Raw genomic sequence first — 20442 nt, 5'->3', positions numbered from 1 at the left:
AACATGATAGCGACCTGAGCGCCGATCTTGAAGGGCCAGGTCGCGTTGCTTCGCCGAAAGGACGGCGCTCAGCCGGCGTTGCCGGGGTGATACCCCTCGATGCAGACCCAGCCCTCACGCTCGCGGGGCTCATTCATGTAAAGTCCCTGGTCGCGATAGGCGTCGAGAATATCCTGTGCCTGGTGCGACAGAATGCCCGAAAGCGCCAGACGCCCGTTCGGGGCCACATGGCCGGCAATCATGGGGGCAAGCTCAACCAGCGGGCCGGCCAGGATATTGGCCACGACCACATCAAAGCGCTCATCGGGGGCCTGTTCAGGCAGATGGAGGTCGAAGTCCTGCTCGGCGATCTCGTTGCGCCCGGCGTTGTCCCGGCTGGCCAGCAGGGCCTGCGGGTCGATATCGGTGCCGACGGCATGAGTCGCACCGAGCTTGAGCGCCGCGATGGCCAGAATGCCCGAGCCGCAGCCGATGTCGATCAGACGCTTGTGCGCAAGCTCGCCGGCCACGGCCAGCTCATCGAGCCACTGCAGGCAAAGCGCCGTGGTCGGATGGGTGCCGGTACCAAAGGCAAGGCCCGGGTCGAGCAGCAGATTGACGGCATCAGGTTCCGGCGCATCGAGCCAGCTCGGCACGATCCACAAACGCTGTCCCATTTTCATGGGCTCAAAGCCGTCCATCCATTCGCGACTCCAGTCGCGATCCTCAAGCACTTCGTATTCGATGTCGGGACAGGGCTCGTCACCGACGGCGGCCGCCCAGTTCCCGCGCACCCGAGCGATCATGTCACTGACGCCTTCAAGGTCGTCATAAAGACCGGTCAGTACGGTCTGGTTCCACAAGGGAGTCGTGCCACGCTCGGGCTCAAATACCGGCTCATCAACGGCGTCTTCAAGCGTAATGGCCTGAGCGCCTTCGTTGGTGAGCAGTTCTTCAAGCAGTTCGGCGTGTTCCGGCGCGATGTGCGCCTTGAGTTGAAGCCAGGCCATAAGGCCTCCTGCAAAGCCGGGTGGAGGGCATGGCGGGGATGCCCTGAAAGCATCAGGGGGCGATATGATCGCCCCCTGACGGGTCCAGTACGATAGACGTCAAAAGCAGGTGTCAGTGCAGACCCAGCTTCTTTTCCAGATAGTGGATATTGACCCCACCGCGCTGGAACTCGACATCGCGGACCAGATCCTTTTGCAGATCGATATTGGTCTTGATGCCTTCAACCAGCAGCTCATCCAGCGCATTCTGCATGCGCGTCAGAGCGCTTTCGCGGTGTTCGCCCCAGGTGATCAGCTTGCCGATCAGCGAGTCATAGTTGGGCGGTACCGTGTAGCCGGTATAAAGGTGCGAATCCATGCGTACCCCCAGACCGCCCGGGGCGTGATAGAAGGTGATCTTGCCGGGCGAAGGCATGAAGGTGCGAGAGTCTTCGGCGTTGATGCGACACTCGAAGGCGTGCCCGTTGGCCACCACATCTTCCTGTCGGATCGACAGCGGAATGCCGGAGGCGATCTTGAGCTGCTCCTTGACGATATCGACGCCGGTGACCATCTCGGTAACCGGGTGCTCCACCTGAACGCGGGTGTTCATCTCGATAAAGAAGAACTCGCCGTTTTCATACAAGAACTCGAAAGTACCTGCACCGCGGTAGCCAATTTCAAGACAGGCATCAACACAGGCCTTGAGCACGTTGGCACGGGCCTGTTCATCGATATGGGGCGCGGGGGCTTCCTCGAGAACCTTTTGATGGCGACGCTGCAGGGAGCAGTCACGATCAAAGAGGTGAATGGCGTTACCCTGGCCATCAGCGAGCACCTGGACCTCGATATGACGAGGCTTCTCCAGATACTTCTCCATGTAGACGACATCGCTGCCAAAGGCGGCGTTGGCTTCCGATTTGGTCACCGCCACGGCCGAGACCAGCTGAGACTCTTCACGAACCACGCGCATGCCGCGACCGCCGCCGCCGGCGGCGGCCTTGATCATGACCGGAAAGCCGATGCGTCGACCGGTTTCAAGAATTTCGGCATCGTTATCGGGCAGCGGACCGTCCGAGCCCGGTACTGTCGGCACGCCGGCCTTTTTCATGGACTCGATGGCCGAGACCTTGTCACCCATCAATCGAATGACATCGGCTGTCGGGCCAACAAAGACAAAGCCCGAACGCTCGACCTGCTCGGCGAAATTGGCGTTTTCCGATAAAAAGCCATAGCCCGGATGGATGGCGGTGGCATCGGTCACCTCGGCCGCCGAAATCAGGGCCGGGATATTGAGATAGGACGCCGGGGAGGGGGCGGGGCCAATGCATACCGCTTCATCGGCAAGGCGCACATGGATCAGGTCACGGTCGGCTTTCGAGTGGACAGCGACCGTTTTGATACCGAGTTCCTTGCAGGCGCGCAGTATGCGTAGTGCGATTTCGCCGCGATTGGCGATCAGTACCTTTTCCAGCATGCTGAAAATCCTGTCAGGCAATGATGATCATGGGCTGGTCAAACTCGACCGGCTCGCCATCTTCAACAAGGATGGCATCGATCACGCCGTCCTTGTCCGCTTCGATCTGGTTCATCATCTTCATGGCTTCAACGATGCAGATGGTGTCCCCCTTTTTCACCGTCTGGCCAACCTCGACGAACGACTTGGCACCGGGTGCCGGCGCGCGGTAGAAGGTGCCGACCATGGGCGAGAGGACCTGATGGCCGCTGGGCATGGCGGGTGCGGCTTCTTCGGCCGCGGGTGCGCCGCCACCGGTGCCCTGCTGCGGCTGTGCCTGGGTCTGAGGGTAATAGCCCATCGGTGCCTGAGGCATCATCATCTGACCCTGCTGACCGGGCAGATTGCGGCTAATGCGGACGGACTCCTCGCCTTCCTGAATCTCGATTTCGCTGATGTTGGATTCTTCCAGCAGCTCGATGAGCTTCTTGACCTTGCGAATGTCCATGGCAATACCTGTTGATCGATCGTGGCTCGTCTGGCACGAAACACGGGAAATAAACTTTGTTGTCGGGCTGCAATGTGCCCTCGAACACCTCATGGTTAACCTGAAGGTCAACCGGCAAGATAGCGACATGATCTCAGACGATCACGCCGCCGCAAATGTGTCGGGGGAGTTTGCCGAAAAAAGCGAACGGTGTCCAGAAAGTCACCGAATGATACCGACGAAATCCGGTCAGGCATTTTCCATGACATGCTTGAGCAAATCGCGCATTTGCGATCGTGTAATTTCACCCTGGGTGCGTTGCGCGCGCATCTCCTGGCCGTTGCCGAAAAACAAAAGCGCCGGTGGGCCAAAAAGGTTGTAGCGCTTGAGCAGCGCGCGGGCCTGCGCGTCGTTGTCGGTGACATCAAGGCGAACCAGCTCAAGCCCTTGTAACTGCTCGCGTATGTCAGGGTCATGCAGGACATCGCGCTCGAATCGACGGCAACTGATGCACCAGTCGGCGTAGACATCGACCATGACGGGTCTTTCGGCATTGTCGACCAGACGGTCGAGCGCCTGGCGACTTGTTACCGTGGTCATGTCGAGCGAGGTGTTACTGCGATCCGTTGACGCCGCACCGCCATCGGCCAGCGGCGCCCACGGATCATCATGGCCCATGGCCGCGCCGATCAGGCACAAAACGCCCCAGAGCATCACGATCAGAGCCAGTGCCTGTCGAAGGCGTGACCAGAGCGTCTGTCCGGAACGCGACAGGGCGCCCATCCCGATGCCGGTCAGTACGGCCAGCCCACCCCATAGCGCCAGCGACAGGGTGGTGGGCAAAAGACGCTCCAGCAGCCACAGGGCGACGCCTGCCAGCGCCACGGCAAAGAGCCCGCGAATGCCCTCCATCCAGGGGCCGCTGCGCGGCAGCCAGCCGGCGCCGAGTGTGGCGACCAGTATCAGGGGGAGGCCCATGCCCAGTCCCAGTGCCAGCAGTGCCAGGGTGCCGGTCAGGGGGGCGGCGCCTGCCGAGAGATAGACCAGGACACCGGCCAGCGGGGCAGAGATGCAGGGAGAGACAATCAGGGTCGAAAGCGCCCCGGCCAGTGCCGCCCCCGGCAGCCCGGCGCGGCGCAGCCGGTCCTGCCAGGCATTGATGCGCTGCTGAAAGCGTGTTCCAGGCGAAAACTGCCAGACATCCAGCAGCCACAGGGCAAATACGAGAAACAGACCGGCAAAGGGGATCAGTACCCAGGGCGACTGCAGCCGCGCCTGAAGGTTGAGGCTCGCACCAAACAGCCCCATCAGGGTGCCAAGCGCGGCGTAGGTCAGCGCCATGCCGGCCACATAGATTGATGACAGCGCCAGCGCCCGACCCCTGTTGGCATTCTGGCCCACGACCAGGGTCGTCACGATGGGCAGCATGGGCAGCACGCAGGGGGTAAAGGCAAGCCCCAGCCCTGCCAGCAGGAAAATGCCCATCATGATCGCTGGACTGGACTGACCGGGCAGCGCTGTCGCTGCTGGCTCATCGAATGAGCCGGTATTATGGGATGGACCGGCGGGGACAGGGTCGCCCGGCATTTGAGCGTCGATAAAGCGCTCGGGCGTGTTGCCGGGAGCGGCCTGAAGATGTCGCGTTTCGGGGGAGTAGCAAAGCCCCGCCTCGGCACACCCCTGAAAATCGACGCGAAGCGGTATCGAGGCGTCATTAGACACCGACCCCGTCAGCGTTGCCGTAATGACCAGTGGGTGATGAAAGACTTCCACATCGCCCAGAAACTCGTCGTGGATGGCCTCGCCGCGTGGTATCTCGACGGATTCAAGCGCAATGTCCTCGCGCTCGATGTGAAGTCCAAACCGGTGACGATAGAGATAGTAGGCATCGGCACTGGCAAATCCCACCTTGATCGTATTGCCTTCGCGCCACGCTCTGTAGGTAAATGCCTGATCGACAGGCAGGAAGTCGCCGTTGCCGGTGGCGTCTGCAGAGGACGTCTGCCACGGCATTTCAGACGTACTGCTGCCTTCTACGCGGCTGGAACCCTCGACGGCAGCATTATCGTCAGAGGGAGAAAAGAAATTGCTGGCGGGGGCGGTGGCGGACAATGCAACGCCCAGCAGGGTAACGATCAAAAAAAACAGGGCGCGCGACATCATGAGCTCCGCAGCGCTGGCATCTCGAGACGCCGAAAGTGAAGGAAAAAAATGCCTGAATAAAACATGTCGCGACGCCGTGGCGCCGCGACATGCTGGTATGAAGACAGTTTTTCAGCGAAGGGGTTCGCTGATCAGTGCTTCAGATGCCACGCGATCATGATGTGATGATCAGTGGCTGTCCTTCTGGAAGGCATCGATCGATTTTTCGATGGCCTTGATGGCAGCGGCCTTGTCGCCCCAGGTGTCGATCTTGACCCATTTGCCCTTTTCGAGATCCTTGTAGTTCTCGAAGAAGTGCGCAATCTGCTGACGCAGCAGCTCGGGCAGGTCGGTGACTTCCTCGACATCGTCATAGGCGGCCGAGAGCTTTTGATGCGGCACGCAGATCAGCTTGGCATCTTCACCGGCTTCGTCGGTCATGTGCAAAATGCCGACCGGGCGAGCGCGAATGACACAGCCGGGCTGTACCGGGTAGGGCGTGACGACCAGCGCATCCAGCGGGTCACCGTCGTCGGCCAGCGTATTGGGGATGAAGCCGTAGTTGGCCGGATAGAACATCGGGGTCGGCATGAAACGATCGACCAGCAGCGCGTCGAGATCCTTGTCGATTTCATACTTGATCGGCGTATGGTTGGCAGGAATTTCAATCGCCACGAACAGATCGTGGGGAACATCCTTGCCGGCGGGGATCTTGTCGAAACTCATCGATCGAGTCCTTGCGTTTGCGGGTTGAAAATTCGAGAGTGAAAATCGTGGAAAATTATACGAACCAGGCAGGACGATTACCAATCCGGTCGATCGGCAGCTCCCGATCCGCACAATACGATAAATCCGTTGTCTCGTAAAAAGGATGCCAGTGACGTGCAAAGTGGCCTGTCATTAAGTTTCGGACACGCGTTCGTGGCGCCTGACCAACGTCGTCATCGCTCCTCGATGTCGGTCCAGGTCCCCGACAATCCACGTCAGCTCGAGATCAAGGGCGCCTGTGCGATCATCGCGGACTCCACCTGGCGCAACGCTATTGCCCGTCAGGCCGGCGATATTTCGGTGCGCGGCTTTCTGGCCGATTACTACTCCACCCCCGATCACTGGGATATCAAGACCTCGGCGACCCGGGTGCTGCGCGCGCTCAACGGCTGGTGCTACAGCCAGAGTCGCTACGTTCAGGGCGGCAGTTATATCAGCTCCCTGTCGGCCATTATCTTTCGCGGCCGGGAAAGTTTTCTGTTCCATATGGGCGATACGCTGGTCTTTCGCCTGCGCGGCGCTGAGTTCGAGCAGCTCTCGCGCGATCATGTCACGGATCTGGGCGGCTATCGCTATCCATCCCGGGCGCTGGGCATGGACAACAATATCGATATCGATCACATGAGCCTGCCGCTCAAGACCGGCGATGTGTTTTTGTTTACCTCACAGGCCGTACGCGGCACGCTCACGCCCACCGACTATGTGCATGCCATACGCCAGCAGGGCAGTGATCTTGATGCCGCCTGCGAACGCCTGGCCGCCATGGCCCGCGAGCGTGCCGGCGCACGGGGTTATGGCGCTGAAGCCTTCTGCTTTCAGCTGGTTCGTGTCGACACGCTTCCCGATGAAGAGACGGGGCCGCCGGTTCAGTTTCCCGGCCAGCTGCCGATTCCCGCCGAGCTTGATGCGGGTGACCGACTCGACGGGTTTCTGATCGAGTCGATCATTTCGAAAACGGCGCGGGCACATGTCTATGGTGTCAGGGATGAAACCTCGCTGCGGCGAATGGTGATGAAAGTCCCGGGCCCGGAGATGTCGTCCAGAAATCCCTATCTGGAGCATTTTCTGCTGCAGCAGTGGATCGGCGAGCGGGTACGCTCCCCCTTTGTGGTGCGTATCGTGACGCCGCCACGTCCCCGGCGCCATCTCTACTACCTGATGCGGCCCGTTGAAGGGCAGTCGCTGGATCGCTGGCTGGAACAGAATTTTGATGCCGGCCTCGAACGCCGCCTCGACATTGCGCGCCAGCTCGCGCGTGCCGTGCATGCGCTGCATCGGCGCGACATTCTTCATCAGGCCATCTGTCCTGAAAACATCATGATCGACGAGCATGAGCAGGTGGTTCTGATCGATTTCGGGGCCTGCGCACGAAGACTCGATGACGACAACAACGCAGCGCTGGCGCTGGCACGCGACGGCGGGCTCGGGGCGCACAGTGCCCCGGAGTACGCGCTGGGGCTTGGCGTCAGTCGTCGCAGTGATCAGTATTCGCTGGCCTCGACCATCTACTGGTTGCTCACCGGAGCCATGCCCTACGATATCGCGCCCAATACGCTTGAAAGTGAACAGGCGCTGTCAGGGCTGACCTATCGTTGCGCCCGCGAGATCAATGCCCAGATACCGGCGCCCATTGATGAAGCGCTGGCGCGTGCACTGTCCCCGCGTCGAGCGCTTCGTTTCAGACGTCTGTCCGAGCTGATTCAAACGCTTCGTCACGGCGCAGCGCTTGACGACGATGAGGATGACGACGTTTCTCCACCGGGTGAAAAAACGCAGGACGTTCCGTCGCGCCAGAAAGCGCTTCGTCTGTGGCAGGGGATTGCGGCGGCCCTGTTGTTGCTGCTGGTGGCTGTCATGCTGATCAAGTAGGGCGCCTCGGGTCGATACGTTAAAAAACCCCGGCCACGCAATGTGGCCGGGGTTTTTTTGATCTCGACATTCAGGCCGAAGGGTCGGTTGCCTGAAGCTAGAGATGGTACTCGGGCAGCTTTTTCGTGATGCGTTCCAGGCGCAGGTTGGCGACCTTGGGCAGTCCGTTTTCAAACGGGGGGAAGTCTTCGCCCTGAATCAGCGGGCGCAGGTAGCGGCGACCGGCATCGTTGATGCCAAAGCCGTCTTCGCGGATGTACTCCGCCGGCATGAACTTTTCCTGATTGGCGACCTTTTCAAGCGGTGCATCGATGATCGACCAGCTGTACGGGTCTTCGCTGTCACGCTGAATGGCCGGCATGACGGCATTTTTGCCTTCAAGCGCACACTCAACGGCGCGCTGCCCTACGGCGTAGGCCTGTTCGACATCAACGGCCGAGGCCAGATGACGCGCGGCGCGCTGCAGGTAGTCGGCCACGGCCCAGTGATACTTGTAGCCCAGGTCCTGTTTGACCATGCCGGCAAGCGTCGGTGCCACGCCGCCCAGCTGGCGGTGACCGAAGGCGTCGGTATTGCCGGCATCGGCCAGGAAAGTGCCGTCTTCATAGCGGGCGCCTTCGGAGACCACAACCACGCAGTAGCCATGCTTTTTGACCGCGGCATCGATATGGTTCATGACGCGCTGGCGATCAAAGGGCACTTCCGGCAGCAAAATCATGTGCGGCGGGCCATCGTTGGTCTCGCTGGCAAGTGCGCCGGCCGCGGCGATCCAGCCGGCGTGGCGGCCCATGGACTCAAGGATGAAGACCTTGGTCGACGTCGAGCACATGGAGGCGATATCAAGTGCGGCTTCACGGGTCGAGGTCGCAATGTATTTGGCGACCGAGCCAAAGCCCGGGGAGTTGTCGGTAATGGGCAGATCATTATCGACGGTCTTGGCCACGTGAATGGCCTGCAGCGGATAACCCATCTGCTCGGAAAGACGAGAGATCTTCAGGCAGGTATCGGCACTGTCGCCGCCGCCGTTGTAGAAGAAGTAACGAATGTCATGGGCCTTGAAGACTTCGATGAGACGCTCGTACTGGCTGCGATGGGTCTCGATGTCCTTGAGCTTGTAACGGCAGGAGCCAAAGGCGCCGCCCGGGGTATGTCTCAGTGCTGCAATGGCCTCGTCACTTTCCAGGCTGGTATCAATCAGATCCTCGGTCAATGCGCCGATAATGCCGTTGTGCCCGGCGTAAAGGGTGCCGATGCGGTCGCTGTGCTTGCGGCATGTCTGAATGACACCGCAGGCACTGGCATTGATAACGGCCGTAACACCACCTGATTGCGCGTAAAAGGCGTTATTGGAGGTCATGAGCTTCCTGCTTCTTATGAATGTAGGTCGGCCAGCGCCGTTCATCTGACCGAGGTCTCTCGGCAACGTGGCGCGCCTCTTGCGGGCAGCGCTGCTGTTGGTCGGTCAGCGGATCGATGGCCGGCATCGGGCATTGCCCGTGGGGCGATCATATCCATTACCTGCAGGCCTGATCCAGTCAGAGATGCAGAAGTTGCAGGTCGAGCGGAGCCTGACGTCGATTCGCGGGCCATGCTAGGCTGATCCGGCTTTTGACGGAGAGCCCAATTTTTCATGCATATTCACATTCTCGGCATCTGTGGCACTTTCATGGGCAGCCTTGCACTGCTGGCGCGCGAGCTCGGACATCGGGTCACCGGCTCGGACAAGGGCGTCTATCCCCCCATGAGCACACAGCTTGCCGCACACGGTATCGATGCCGGGCACGGTTTTGATGCGGCCAACCTGACGCCCGCCCCCGATCTGGTCATCATCGGCAATGCGCTGTCGCGCGGTAACGTCGAGGTCGAGGCCGTTCTCAACCAGCGCATCCCCTACACCTCGGGGCCTCAGTGGCTGGCAGACAACGTGCTGCAAAAAAGGCGGGTGCTGGCAGTGGCCGGCACCCACGGCAAAACGACAACGGCCAGCATGCTGGCGTGGATCCTCGAGCAGGCCGGGCTGGCACCAGGGTTTTTGATTGGCGGTATTCCGCGCAATCTGGGCATTTCGGCACGTGCGGGATCAGACGACGGCGTTTTCGTGATCGAGGCCGATGAGTACGACACGGCTTTTTTCGACAAGCGCTCCAAGTTTGTTCACTACCTGCCGGACGTTGCCGTACTCAACAATCTGGAGTTCGATCACGCCGATATTTTCAGTGACCTGGCGGCCATCGAGCGACAGTTTCATCATCTTGTGCGTCTGGTGCCGGGCAACGGACAGCTTATCGTGGCGGACAACGAGGACGCACTGTCTCGCGTACTGGAGATGGGCGCCTGGTCACCGGTGGCACGCTTTGGCCGCACAACTCAGGCGCAGTGGCGCCTCGCTGACGGTGCCGATGACCGCCACTTTGTCGTCAGCGCCCCCGAGGGGGAAGTGGTCGTGCAGTGGGGCATGAGCGGTGAGCACAACCGGCGCAATGCGCTGGCGGCCATGGCGGCCGCCAGTGCCGTCGGGGTCACGCTTGAGCAGTCGGTCGGCGCGCTGGCCACGTTTGCCTCCCCCAGACGCCGCCAGGAGGTGCGCGGCAGCGTCAACGACATTCAGGTCATCGACGATTTTGCCCACCATCCGACAGCGATTGCCATGACGCTTGAAGGCCTGCGCGCCGTGCCCTCCAGCGGACGCCTGATCGCCGTAATCGAGCCGCGCTCCAATACCATGAAGCTTGGCACCATGAAGGCACGCCTGCCGGAAAGCGTTGCCAGTGCCGATGAAGTCTACTGGTATCAGCCGGCGATGCTGGGGTGGTCGGTGGCCGAGGTCGCCGAGACGTGTCCGGTGCCGGCCCATGTCATGACCACGACCGATCAGCTGATCGAGGCGCTGGTGGATCAGGCGCGATCAGGAGACCGAATCGTCATCATGAGCAATGGCGGCTTTGATAACGTTCACGAGCGGCTTTTGAAGGCACTGGAACAGCACCATGGGCAAACGGCGCACGCCGAGGCCTGACAGGGTCGGTGAGTTCGTATGGGCGCCGGGGGCCATTCACGCTATGTGATGGCCCCCCGATTGTCATGGCGGTTCTCGAAGGCTGGCAGGGTAGTTAGAAGGCGGGCACCCAGATGATGCGCGCCGTCACCAGTACCACCGATGCCAGCGTTAAAAGCATCAGTTGCATGGGGGTGGCCACGCCGGCCAGAGAGCGCCTGGCAAAGAGGTGATAGCTGATGCGGGTCGCACCGCAGATGATCAGTCCCAGCAGTGCACCGCCGACAAGGTCACTGATCCAGTGCACGCCAAAGGTCAGTCGCGACAGGGCAACAATACTGGCGGCAACGATCGCCATCCAGTAGGGCCAGTGCCGGGTCCGGCTCGATAGCCCCTCGGCAATAAAGGCGGCACTCAACCCCCAGAACACCACGGCCGTTGAGGCGTGCGCGCTTGGGTAGGAAAACGAGCCGGTCAGGTGCTCAGGGGTATCCGGTCGTGCGCGCCCGATCCACTGCTTGAGGGCGGTGTTGCTGAAGGCCAGCAGGGCCAAGGCGCCGCCCCAGTGAAACACGGCGGCCAGCCGCTTTCGCAGCAACAGCCAGGCAAGCCAGGGCGTCAGCATGGCAATTACCCCGAGCGCATCGCCAATACGATCCAGCAGCACCGATATCTGCATCAAGGGGAGATTGTCAGGACGGGAAAAGAAGCTCTGCGCCGCGACATCCAGTGCCAGCGGTTGATGGAGCCCCGCCACCAGCCATGTCCAGCCGATAAAGGCGAGTACGCCCACCAGTACCAGCACAATGGAGGCCAACGGGATCTCACCGCCAATCCGTTTCTGGCGAAGGCTCAGCCATAGTCGGCGCGTTATCGTGTGCCGGCGTGCCCGGACCAGCAGACCGCGATAGAGACGGCTGTCCCGGTCGAGCCGCCGCCGCAGCCACGAGAGCCCAAAGCCAAGGGCGATGAACACGAAAAACAGCATCGACAGCAGCAGTTCAGCGCCTGGGGGTAGATGGACCAGCCGCTGCCAGCTGCGTCCCAGATAGTAGCCGGGCAGCAGATAGGCCGGTGCCCAGAGCAGCGCCGAGATCACATTGACGATCAAAAAGCGCATCGGCGGCATGTACATCATGCCGGCCACCATGGGAATGATGGGGCGTACCGGCCCGACAAAGCGTCCGAACGCTACTGACAGGGCGCCGTAACGAGTAAAAAAGCTTTCGCCCTTGTTGACCCAGTCTGGATAGCGATTGAACGGCCACCAGGTGCGAAGGCGATCACGCTGGGTACGCCCGAGCCAGTAGCTCACCCCATCGCCGATCACGGCGCCGATGAAGGCGCTGAGCAACAGCGCGACAATGGAAATCTGATCGTGACCTGCCAGCGATGCGGCGGCCGTGAGCATGACCACACCGGGCATGATCAGGCCGACCAGCGCCAGCGATTCGAGCAGGGCGACCGCGCCAACGATGACAATCAGGATTGTCGGGTTGTGCGCCCACTGGTCAATCAGGGCAACAGGATTCATCTGACAGGACTCCACACAAGGGCTTGCCGCGCCGGGCGCGGTTTTTACTGCTGCCGACAACTGGCTTATAGTAGCGATTCATAAGTATCGGACGGACAAACGTAAAATCGCCGGCCAGTATAGTCAGCCGCTGTGCCCTGCGATAGCGTCAGGAGTCGACGACAGACAAGCGCGGTCGCGCATTCGGGAACAGGAGAACAGCGCAGATGACGTCTGAGGTGCAAAGGGAAGACAGTGATATCGCCACCCGCATGACGCTGCTGGGTCAGCAGGCGCGTCGGGCATCGAGTCTGCTGCGCAGCAGCACCACGCAGCAGCGAAATGAGGCACTCGCCGCCATGGCTCGCGAGCTGTCGACACAGCGTGAGGCCGTGCTGGAAGCCAACGCGCGTGATATGGCTCGTGGCAAAACGGAGGGGCTGTCGGAGGCGCTCATGGATCGGCTGTTGCTGACGCCTGAGCGCATCGACGCCATGATCTCCGGGCTTGACACCGTGGCCTCCCTGCCGGACCCGATCGGCGGGGTCGATGAGCTTCGCACTCAGGCCAACGGTCTGCGGATCGGGCGCATGCGAACGCCACTGGGCGTGATCGGTATCATCTATGAGTCTCGTCCCAACGTCACGGTGGACGCCGCTGCGCTGTGCCTCAAGGCCGGCAACGCTGCCATTTTGCGTGGCGGCTCGGAAGCTTTTGAATCCAACTGTGCCATTGCTCGGTGTATCGCTGCCGGGCTCGAGCAGGCCGGACTGCCAGCCCATGCCGTGCAGCTGGTTGATACCACCGACCGCAGGGCCGTGGGCGCACTGATTACGGCCAGCCAGTACGTGGACGTGATCATTCCGCGAGGCGGGAAATCCCTGATCAAGCGCATCTCGCAGGAGGCGAGCATCCCGGTTATCAAGCATCTGGAAGGGCTTTGCCACATCTTTGTGGACCGTCACGCCTCGCTTGATATGGCCTTTGATATTGCCTTCAACGCCAAGTGCTTTCGCTATGGCATCTGTGGCGCCATGGAAACGCTGCTGGTGGACAAGACCGTGGCCGACACGTTTCTGCCCGCCATGATTGCGCGTTTTCAAAAGGCCGGTGTCACGGTGCGCGGCTGCGACAGGGTGCAGGCGCTGGCCGAGGTCGAGGTCGAGCCGGCCACCGAGGAGGACTGGCTGACCGAATATCTGGGGCCATATCTGTCCATTCGGGTGGTCGATGACATGGATGCTGCCATCGAGCACATCAATCACTACGGTTCACACCACACTGATGCCATCGTCAGTGACCATTTCGGCCATACCCAGCGCTTCATGGCAGAAGTGGATTCAAGCTCGGTCATGGTCAACGCACCGACCTGCTTTGCCGATGGGGCGCAGTACGGTCTGGGTGCCGAAATCGGCATTTCCACCGACAAGCTGCATGTGCGAGGGCCGGTAGGGCTTGAGGGGCTGACCACGCGTAAATATATCGTGCTGGGCGATGGTCATGTCAGAACGTAAGCCGCGTGTCGCCATGTTTGGCGGCACGTTCAATCCGGTTCATATCGCGCATCTGCGTGCGGCTGTCGAGATTCGCGACGCCCTTGCGCTGGACGCCGTACACATGGTGCCGGCACATCTGCCGCCGCATCGCAGCGCGCCGGGAGTCAGCTCCGAGGACCGCCTGAGCATGCTGAAACTGGCACTGGCGGATACCCCGGGGCTGATTGCCGATGACCGCGAGATTCACCGTGACGGGCCGTCCTGGTCGCTGGACACGCTCGCCTCCCTGCGAGAGCAGTATGGCGACCAGGCGCGCCTTGTGATGGTGCTGGGGCGTGACGCCTTTTTGAAGCTGCACGAATGGCATGAGCCTCGGGCACTTTTCGATTATGCCCATATTCTGGTCATCGGCCGCCCGGAAAGCGATGAAGTGCAGTGTTCGGCACTCGAGGCGCTGATCGAAGGGCGCCGCGTTGACAGCACCGATGCGCTCATGGCTGAGCCCTGCGGCCGGGTGCTGGATTATGAACGAACCACGGCGATGGCCATCTCCGCGACCGCCATTCGTCAGACGCTGGCCCGAGGTGAAAGCGTACGCTATCTGATGCCGCCGGCCGTTGAAGCCTTCATCGAGCAACACGGCCTCTATACCGACGAGATGTCTTGACACGGGAAAAAATCGTCCCGATATGCGCCGGACGTCAAAAGCTGTAAATGGCTATGGTGCCTGCGCCCGACAGCGGTACAATGCGGGCTTGAACCCTATATCTCCGAGGAGCTATGCAGACAGTACTTTCATCCATGGTGGTTGATGCCCTGGAAGAGCTCAAAGGGCGTGATATCGCCGAGCTTGACGTCTCGAGACTGACCAGCGTGACCGATGTCATGGTGGTGGCCAGCGGTACTTCCAGCCGACACGTCAAGGCACTGGCGGACAATGTGGTCGAGCGTGCCAAAAATGAAGGCGTTCGCCCGCTGGGTATAGAAGGCGAGGCCGGCAGCGACTGGGTCCTGGTGGACCTGGGCGATGTGGTTGTTCATGTCATGATGCCGGATGCCCGCAGACTCTACGATCTGGAACGGCTCTGGAGCGAGTTGCCCAACGATCTGGGCCGACACGAAGCCGTCGGTGAGCATCACTCTTGAAGCTGAAAATGCTGGCCGTTGGTACGCGAATGCCGGGCTGGGTGACGCAGGGCGTCGAGGAGTACCGCAAGCGGCTGCCGCGCGAAATGTCGCTTGAGGTTATCGAGCTGTCTCCCGGGCCTCGTCAGAAAAGTGCAGACCCGGCGAAGGCGATTCGCGTCGAGGGCGATCGACTGCTGTCGAAAATTCGGGACAGTGAACTCGTGGTGGCACTCGATGTCGAAGGCAAGCCGTGGTCGACGCCGACGCTGTCCGAGCGCATGAGTGACTGGCAGATGACCGGCAGCGACGTGTCCCTTCTGATCGGTGGCCCGGATGGCCTCGATCAGCGCTGCCTGTCACGTGCCGATCTTCGCTGGTCCCTGTCGCCATTGACGTTGCCTCATCCGCTGGTGCGTGTATTGCTGGCCGAACAGCTCTACCGCGGCTGGACGCTGATGACCGGACATCCCTACCATCGCTAGGGGTCTGAGCATGTATCGTCCTGTGCCTGCCGGTTGGCCTATCCGTTTACCGTTTTTGGGCAGTCTCCTCAATGCGCCCACGTCGCGCCACGCTTAAGGATTCCGAGCAACAGGCACGCATCTTTCGCCATCGCAGCATTGTGGCGGCGTTTTTTGTTCTCATCATGTTTTGCGGCCTGATCGGACGCATGGCATGGCTGCAGGTTGTTCAACACGATGTCTTCATCACGCGCTCGGATAAAAACCGTATGCGCGTCGAGCCGTTGCCACCCAATCGCGGTCTGATTTTTGATCGCAATCACGATGTACTGGCTGAAAATCGCCCGACCTATAACCTCACGCTGGTGCGCGAGCAGGCCGGTGACGTCAGCCAGACCATTGCACGCCTGATCGATATTCTTGATCTTCCCCCCGAAGAGCACGATGTGCTGGCGCAGCGCTCGCGGGAGCGGCTGCGCTCCTATGAGCCGGCACTGCTGCTCAGCGACCTTGATGAAGATCAGATTGCCAGCATCGCGGTCAATCGTTATCGGCTACCGGGCGTGGAAGTCGAGGCCCAGCTCATCCGTTACTATCCCGACGGTGAATGGATGTCGCACGTGCTGGGGTATGTGGGGCGTATCAGTCAGGAAGATCAGCAGCGCATCGATACCAGCAACTACGCCGGCACGCACTTTATCGGCAAGACGGGTATCGAGCGGTTTTACGAAGATGAGCTGCACGGTCATGCCGGGGTGCGGCGCGTGGAGACCAATGCCCGCGGGCGGGCGCTTCGAGAGATCGATCGAACGCCGCCGCAGCCGGGCAAGAATCTGACGCTGACGCTGGATTCAAAGCTTCAGAAGCTGGGTCACGAGCTCTTGAAGGGCAAGCGCGGTGCCATTGTGGCCATCGAACCCGCGACCGGCGCCATTCTGGCCATGGTGTCCGAGCCCGGCTTTGACAATAACAGGTTCGTGACCGGCATCGACACCAAATCCTACGCGGCCCTGCGTGACGATGTAGACATGCCGCTATATAACCGGGCCTCGCGCGGGCAGTACCCGCCGGCTTCCACGGTCAAACCCTACATGGCGTCTGCAGGTCTTGAATATGGTCTGATCCAGCCCTCTGATACGGTCTACGATCCGGGCTATTACCAGCTGCCCAACGACTCCAGACGCTACCGCAACTGGCTGCGCTGGGGCCATGGCCGCGTCGACATGAAGCGTGCCATCACGGTTTCCAACGATACCTACTTCTTCAATCTTGCCCATCGCATGGGGATCGATCGGCTCTCTGACTTCATGCACAAGTACGGGTTCGGAGAGGATCACAGCCTTGATGTCTGGGGGGCCGGCGATGGCCTGATGCCCAGCCGGGACTGGAAACGGGGTCGCTACAATCAGGCGTGGTACCCGGGGGAGACCCTGTCGGTCGGCATCGGGCAGGGCTATTGGCTGGCAACGCCGCTGCAAATGGCCACCGCCGTTGCCGTACTCGCCAACGATGGCAGATGGGTTCGACCGCATCTTGCCATGGAGGTGGGAGATCAGGAGATCGCACCGCCTTTCGAGAACACGCCAGATGACGTCGAGCTTGATAGCCCACGCTGGTGGGATCTGATTCACGATGCCATGGAAAATGTCATGGTGGGCGGTGAGGGATCGGGTCGCGCCTCGGGACGCAATCTTCAGTACCGCATGGCGGGCAAGTCGGGTACGGCGCAGGTCTTTACGCTGGGGCAAAAGGAGAAATACAACGCCGCCGAGCTCGAGGAGCGTCTGCACGACCATGCCCTGTTTACCGCCTATGGCCCGGTGGATGATCCCAAAATCGCGCTTGCCGTCATCATCGAAAACGGCGGCGGGGGCAGCAAGGTGGCCGCCCCCATCGCTCGTGAAATGCTGGATGCCTGGATACTGCCCAGCATGAAATCCAGCGAGGAAGCACAGCGCCACGCCCGGCAAAATGAAAGTGCCGCTCAGCAGATCGTGACGGGAGACTGACGATGATGATGGACTACTGGCAGCGGGTCTATCGCCGCAGCCGTCGGCAGTATCAGCGTCTGAGCTGGCGCACCCTGCATCTTGACCCCTGGCTTTTGCTGGCACTGCTGACCATTGTTGCCGGCGGTCTGATCGTACTCTACAGCGCCGGTGGTGAATCCACCTATCTGGTAGAGGCGCAGGCGCTTCGATTCGCGGCCGCATTTTTGATCATGTTGCTGATTGCGCAGTTTTCACCGCGCACCATGCAGCGCTTTGCGTGGTTTTTCTATGTCGTGGTCACCCTGATGCTGGTGGCTGTGGACGTGATCGGCACGCATGCCATGGGAGCTCAGCGCTGGCTGACCATCCCCGGCGTCATCCGCTTTCAGCCCTCCGAGCTCATGAAGCTTGCCATGCCGATGACCATTGCCGCCTATCTGTCGCGCCGGGTGTTGCCACCCGGCTGGCTGGATCTGCTGGTGTGTCTGCTGCTGATGGGATTTCCAGTGGCGCTGATTGCCAATCAGCCCGATCTGGGCACCTCCATGCTGGTCACGGCTTCTGCCATGTTCGTCATACTGCTGGCCGGGCTTTCCTGGCGTTTTGTAGCGGTCTGCGCCGGGCTTGGTATCGCGGCCATGCCGCTTTTGTGGTTCAACATGCATCAGTATCAGCGCCAGCGAGTGCTGACCTTTTTGAATCCGGAAAGCGACCCGCTGGGCACCGGCTGGAACATCATTCAGTCCAAGACCGCCATCGGTTCCGGCGGCATTCATGGCAAGGGCTGGATGCAGGGCACCCAGTCACAGCTCGAGTTTCTGCCCGAACGTCATACCGATTTCATTGTGGCCGTGCTCGGTGAAGAGTTCGGGCTGATCGGCATGGCCGTACTGATGGCCTGCTATCTACTGCTGATATGGCGCGGTCTTTACATGGCCACCCAGGCGCATGACACCTTCGGGCGTTTGCTGGGCGGCAGCCTGGTACTGACCTTTTTCGTCTATGTGTTCGTCAATGTCGGGATGGTCAGTGGTGTGCTGCCGGTGGTGGGCGTGCCCCTGCCGTTGATCAGCTATGGCGGTACGGCCAGCGTGACCCTGATGGCCGGCTTCGGTATGCTGATGGCCGTTTTTACCCACCACAAGACCACGCCACGCTAGAGAGAGTCGGGATGAAACCGGATCGATGTCATTCAGGTAGAAAATGGCGCTGGGCCATGGTGATGCTGCTGGCGGTATCGCCGCTGGCGAACGCGACAGGTGAATATGACCCGGCAACCAGTGACCAGGCCCGTGCCATGGTCGACAGGCTGGCCGAGGCAGGCCTTGATCGTCAGGAGCTCGACGAAACGCTTGCCCATGCCAGTCGCCAGCAGGGCATCATCGATGCGATTTCAAAACCCGCCGAGCGCCATCTGCGCTGGGATGAGTATCGCAACATTTTCATCAAACCCGAGCGCGTGGCCGGCGGCGTGGATTTTATCCGCGCTCATCGCGACGCCATGGCACGTGCCGAGCAGGAATATGGCGTGCCGCGCGAAATCATTGCCGCCATCATCGGGGTAGAGACCTGGTACGGTCGTCATACCGGCAATCATCGCGTGCTGGATGCCCTGACTACGCTGGCCTTTGACTACCCGCCTCGCAGCGATTTTTTTGGTCGCGAGCTGGAAGCCTTTTTAACCCTGACCAGCGAGCAGGGGCTTGATCCGCTGGAGCTCAAGGGCTCCTATGCCGGGGCCATGGGGCTGCCCCAGTTCATGCCCAGCAGCTATCAGGCCTATGCCGTTGACTTCAACCACGATGGCATCAGGGATCTCTGGGAAGAGCCTGTTGATGCCATCGGCAGCGTGGCCAACTATTTCGCCGAGCATGGCTGGCGTCCGGGCCGGCCGCTGACAGTAGCGGCGCATCTGGAAGCCTCGGAAAAGCCCGGGGATGTCGAGTTCAATCAGGCCAGGCCACCCTACATGCGCGTTGGGGATCTAAAGGCGAAAGGCGTCGTTGCCGACATCGATATCGGCGGCGATGAGGAAGTCATTCCTCTGGCACTTGATTATGCCGATGGCCATGACGATTACCTTTTCGGCCTGCACAACTTCTATGTGATCACGCGCTACAACCACAGCCATCTCTATGCCATGGCCGTCACCACGCTGGCCGAGCAGATTCAGGCAGCACTTCAGCGGGATGAGTAGCGTGTCTGTGTTTAACGCCTTGTTGCCGGCACGCATCTCGCGTCCGGCAGCGCTGCTGATCATGGTGGCGCTTGTGGGAGGCTGTGCCAGTGGCGGTGGCTCGGGCGGGCGCTACGCCATGTCCCGTGATGCTTATCCGGATCGTCAAACCGATGTCTCACGGGTGCCCGATGCCGTCCCACGGGTTGAGCCCCTGTCACGCAGCGGCAACCAGTCGAGCTATCAGGTGCTGGGCAAGCGCTATCATGTGCTCTCGTCGAGCGAAGGATACAGTCAAACCGGGCGCGCCTCCTTCTATGGGCAGAAATTTCAGGGCTACGATACGGCCAACGGCGAGCAGTATGATATGTATGCCATGTCGGCGGCCCACCGTTCCTTGCCGCTGCCGACCTTTGCGCGTGTGACCAATCTGAACAATGACCGCTCTGTCATTGTCCGCGTCAATGACCGCGGCCCGTTTCATGATGACCGTTTGATTGATCTCTCCTATGCAGCGGCGTCTCGACTGGATATGCTCGGCGATGGCACGGCCAGGGTGCGGGTGACCGCTATAGACCCGCGTCAATGGCAGGCACAACACAACAATGATCAGCAGGTTGCGGCTCGTCCGGAACATCACGAAGACGCGCCGGGCGCCTTGAAAGGCCGCGGCCTTGTTGAGCAGGGCAGACGTGTCTCCGCGTCGCAGGAAAGCGCCTCTGTCGCCAGCGGCCATGACCCGGGAAGCGCCGTTTATCTGCAGGTGGCGGCACTGGGATCGGATGAGCATGCCCGGGCACTCAGGGACAAGCTCGAAGCGCGTCTTTCAAGGCCGGTTCGGGTAACACGACATGCCGCCATGCATCGGGTTCAGGTCGGTCCGCTCGATGACCCGATCATGGTGGAATCAGTCAGGTCCGAACTGCATGAAGCAGGCTATGACCAGCTACATCGGGTAACTGGCACGGACTGAATACAAGCAAACAGAGAAA

General features: G+C 60.7%; 17 protein-coding genes. 10 read left to right on the top strand and 7 right to left on the bottom strand.

Features of this window, described 5'->3' with window-relative positions; all coding sequences use genetic code 11:
- Positions 1-68: 68 nt before the first annotated feature.
- The 5 genes from prmA to ppa all read right to left on the bottom strand — a co-directional run bounded on the left by prmA (position 69) and on the right by ppa (position 5779).
- The gene (gene prmA / locus ACXMYO_RS06645) at positions 69-989 is read right to left on the bottom strand and encodes a 50S ribosomal protein L11 methyltransferase (protein ID WP_457808184.1); all 921 of its coding nucleotides are present in this window, start codon (positions 987-989) and stop codon (positions 69-71) included.
- A gap of 112 nt (positions 990-1101) precedes the next feature.
- The gene (gene accC, locus ACXMYO_RS06640) at positions 1102-2445 is read right to left on the bottom strand and encodes an acetyl-CoA carboxylase biotin carboxylase subunit (RefSeq protein WP_457808183.1); all 1344 of its coding nucleotides are present in this window, start codon (positions 2443-2445) and stop codon (positions 1102-1104) included.
- Positions 2446-2458: 13 nt separating this feature from the next.
- Positions 2459-2932: an acetyl-CoA carboxylase biotin carboxyl carrier protein gene (gene accB, locus ACXMYO_RS06635; RefSeq protein WP_438767624.1), complete on the bottom strand. Its 474-nt coding sequence runs from the start codon at positions 2930-2932 to the stop codon at positions 2459-2461.
- A 228-nt stretch (positions 2933-3160) separates the two neighbouring features.
- The gene (dsbD, locus tag ACXMYO_RS06630) at positions 3161-5074 is read right to left on the bottom strand and encodes a protein-disulfide reductase DsbD (protein WP_457808182.1); all 1914 of its coding nucleotides are present in this window, start codon (positions 5072-5074) and stop codon (positions 3161-3163) included.
- A 168-nt stretch (positions 5075-5242) separates the two neighbouring features.
- Entirely contained in the window at positions 5243-5779 is a 537-nt protein-coding gene (gene ppa, locus ACXMYO_RS06625) for an inorganic diphosphatase (RefSeq protein WP_115852970.1), read from the bottom strand.
- A gap of 228 nt (positions 5780-6007) precedes the next feature.
- Between ppa and ACXMYO_RS06620 the strand changes: the two genes are divergently transcribed.
- Positions 6008-7690: a protein kinase domain-containing protein gene (locus ACXMYO_RS06620; protein ID WP_438768426.1), complete on the top strand. Its 1683-nt coding sequence runs from the start codon at positions 6008-6010 to the stop codon at positions 7688-7690.
- Positions 7691-7787: 97 nt separating this feature from the next.
- Here ACXMYO_RS06620 and ACXMYO_RS06615 read toward each other — a convergent pair whose 3' ends face one another.
- Positions 7788-9047, bottom strand: a complete 1260-nt coding sequence (locus ACXMYO_RS06615) for a 6-phosphofructokinase (RefSeq protein ID WP_438767619.1) — start codon at positions 9045-9047, stop codon at positions 7788-7790.
- A 273-nt stretch (positions 9048-9320) separates the two neighbouring features.
- Here ACXMYO_RS06615 and mpl point away from each other — a divergent pair, with 273 nt between their 5' ends.
- Positions 9321-10706, top strand: coding sequence for a UDP-N-acetylmuramate:L-alanyl-gamma-D-glutamyl-meso-diaminopimelate ligase (mpl, locus tag ACXMYO_RS06610; protein ID WP_457808181.1), 1386 nt, complete (start codon positions 9321-9323; stop codon positions 10704-10706).
- A gap of 94 nt (positions 10707-10800) precedes the next feature.
- Here mpl and ACXMYO_RS06605 read toward each other — a convergent pair whose 3' ends face one another.
- Positions 10801-12219: a VTT domain-containing protein gene (locus ACXMYO_RS06605; RefSeq protein ID WP_438767615.1), complete on the bottom strand. Its 1419-nt coding sequence runs from the start codon at positions 12217-12219 to the stop codon at positions 10801-10803.
- A 206-nt stretch (positions 12220-12425) separates the two neighbouring features.
- Here ACXMYO_RS06605 and ACXMYO_RS06600 point away from each other — a divergent pair, with 206 nt between their 5' ends.
- The 8 genes from ACXMYO_RS06600 (at position 12426) to ACXMYO_RS06565 (ending at position 20423) form a co-directional block, all read left to right on the top strand.
- Positions 12426-13712, top strand: coding sequence for a glutamate-5-semialdehyde dehydrogenase (locus ACXMYO_RS06600; protein WP_438767614.1), 1287 nt, complete (start codon positions 12426-12428; stop codon positions 13710-13712).
- Entirely contained in the window at positions 13699-14361 is a 663-nt protein-coding gene (gene nadD / locus ACXMYO_RS06595) for a nicotinate-nucleotide adenylyltransferase (RefSeq protein WP_438767613.1), read from the top strand. Before ACXMYO_RS06600 ends, nadD begins: the two co-directional genes overlap by 14 nt.
- Positions 14362-14474: 113 nt before the next feature.
- Positions 14475-14840 (top strand): ribosome silencing factor, encoded by a 366-nt coding sequence (gene rsfS / locus ACXMYO_RS06590; RefSeq protein ID WP_438767612.1) that lies wholly within the window; start codon positions 14475-14477, stop codon positions 14838-14840.
- A complete protein-coding gene (gene rlmH / locus ACXMYO_RS06585) occupies positions 14837-15304 on the top strand; it encodes a 23S rRNA (pseudouridine(1915)-N(3))-methyltransferase RlmH (RefSeq protein WP_438767610.1) in 468 nt (155 codons plus the stop codon). The genes rsfS and rlmH overlap by 4 nt, the downstream gene beginning before the upstream one ends.
- Positions 15305-15375: 71 nt before the next feature.
- Positions 15376-17292 carry a penicillin-binding protein 2 gene (gene mrdA / locus ACXMYO_RS06580; RefSeq protein ID WP_457808180.1) on the top strand — a complete coding sequence of 639 codons (1917 nt, stop codon included), beginning with the start codon at positions 15376-15378 and terminating at the stop codon, positions 17290-17292.
- 5 nt (positions 17293-17297) lie between these two features.
- Positions 17298-18434, top strand: a complete 1137-nt coding sequence (gene rodA, locus ACXMYO_RS06575; RefSeq protein ID WP_457809477.1) for a rod shape-determining protein RodA — start codon at positions 17298-17300, stop codon at positions 18432-18434.
- 56 nt (positions 18435-18490) lie between these two features.
- A complete protein-coding gene (mltB, locus tag ACXMYO_RS06570) occupies positions 18491-19471 on the top strand; it encodes a lytic murein transglycosylase B (RefSeq protein ID WP_457808179.1) in 981 nt (326 codons plus the stop codon).
- Positions 19464-20423, top strand: a complete 960-nt coding sequence (locus ACXMYO_RS06565) for a septal ring lytic transglycosylase RlpA family protein (RefSeq protein ID WP_457808178.1) — start codon at positions 19464-19466, stop codon at positions 20421-20423. The genes mltB and ACXMYO_RS06565 overlap by 8 nt, the downstream gene beginning before the upstream one ends.
- Positions 20424-20442 lie beyond the last annotated feature (19 nt).

The organism is Kushneria sp. EE4, from assembly GCF_977968315.1.
The sequence above is the reverse complement of the archived record's forward strand: the minus strand, read 5'-3'. Positions and strand labels throughout refer to the sequence as shown.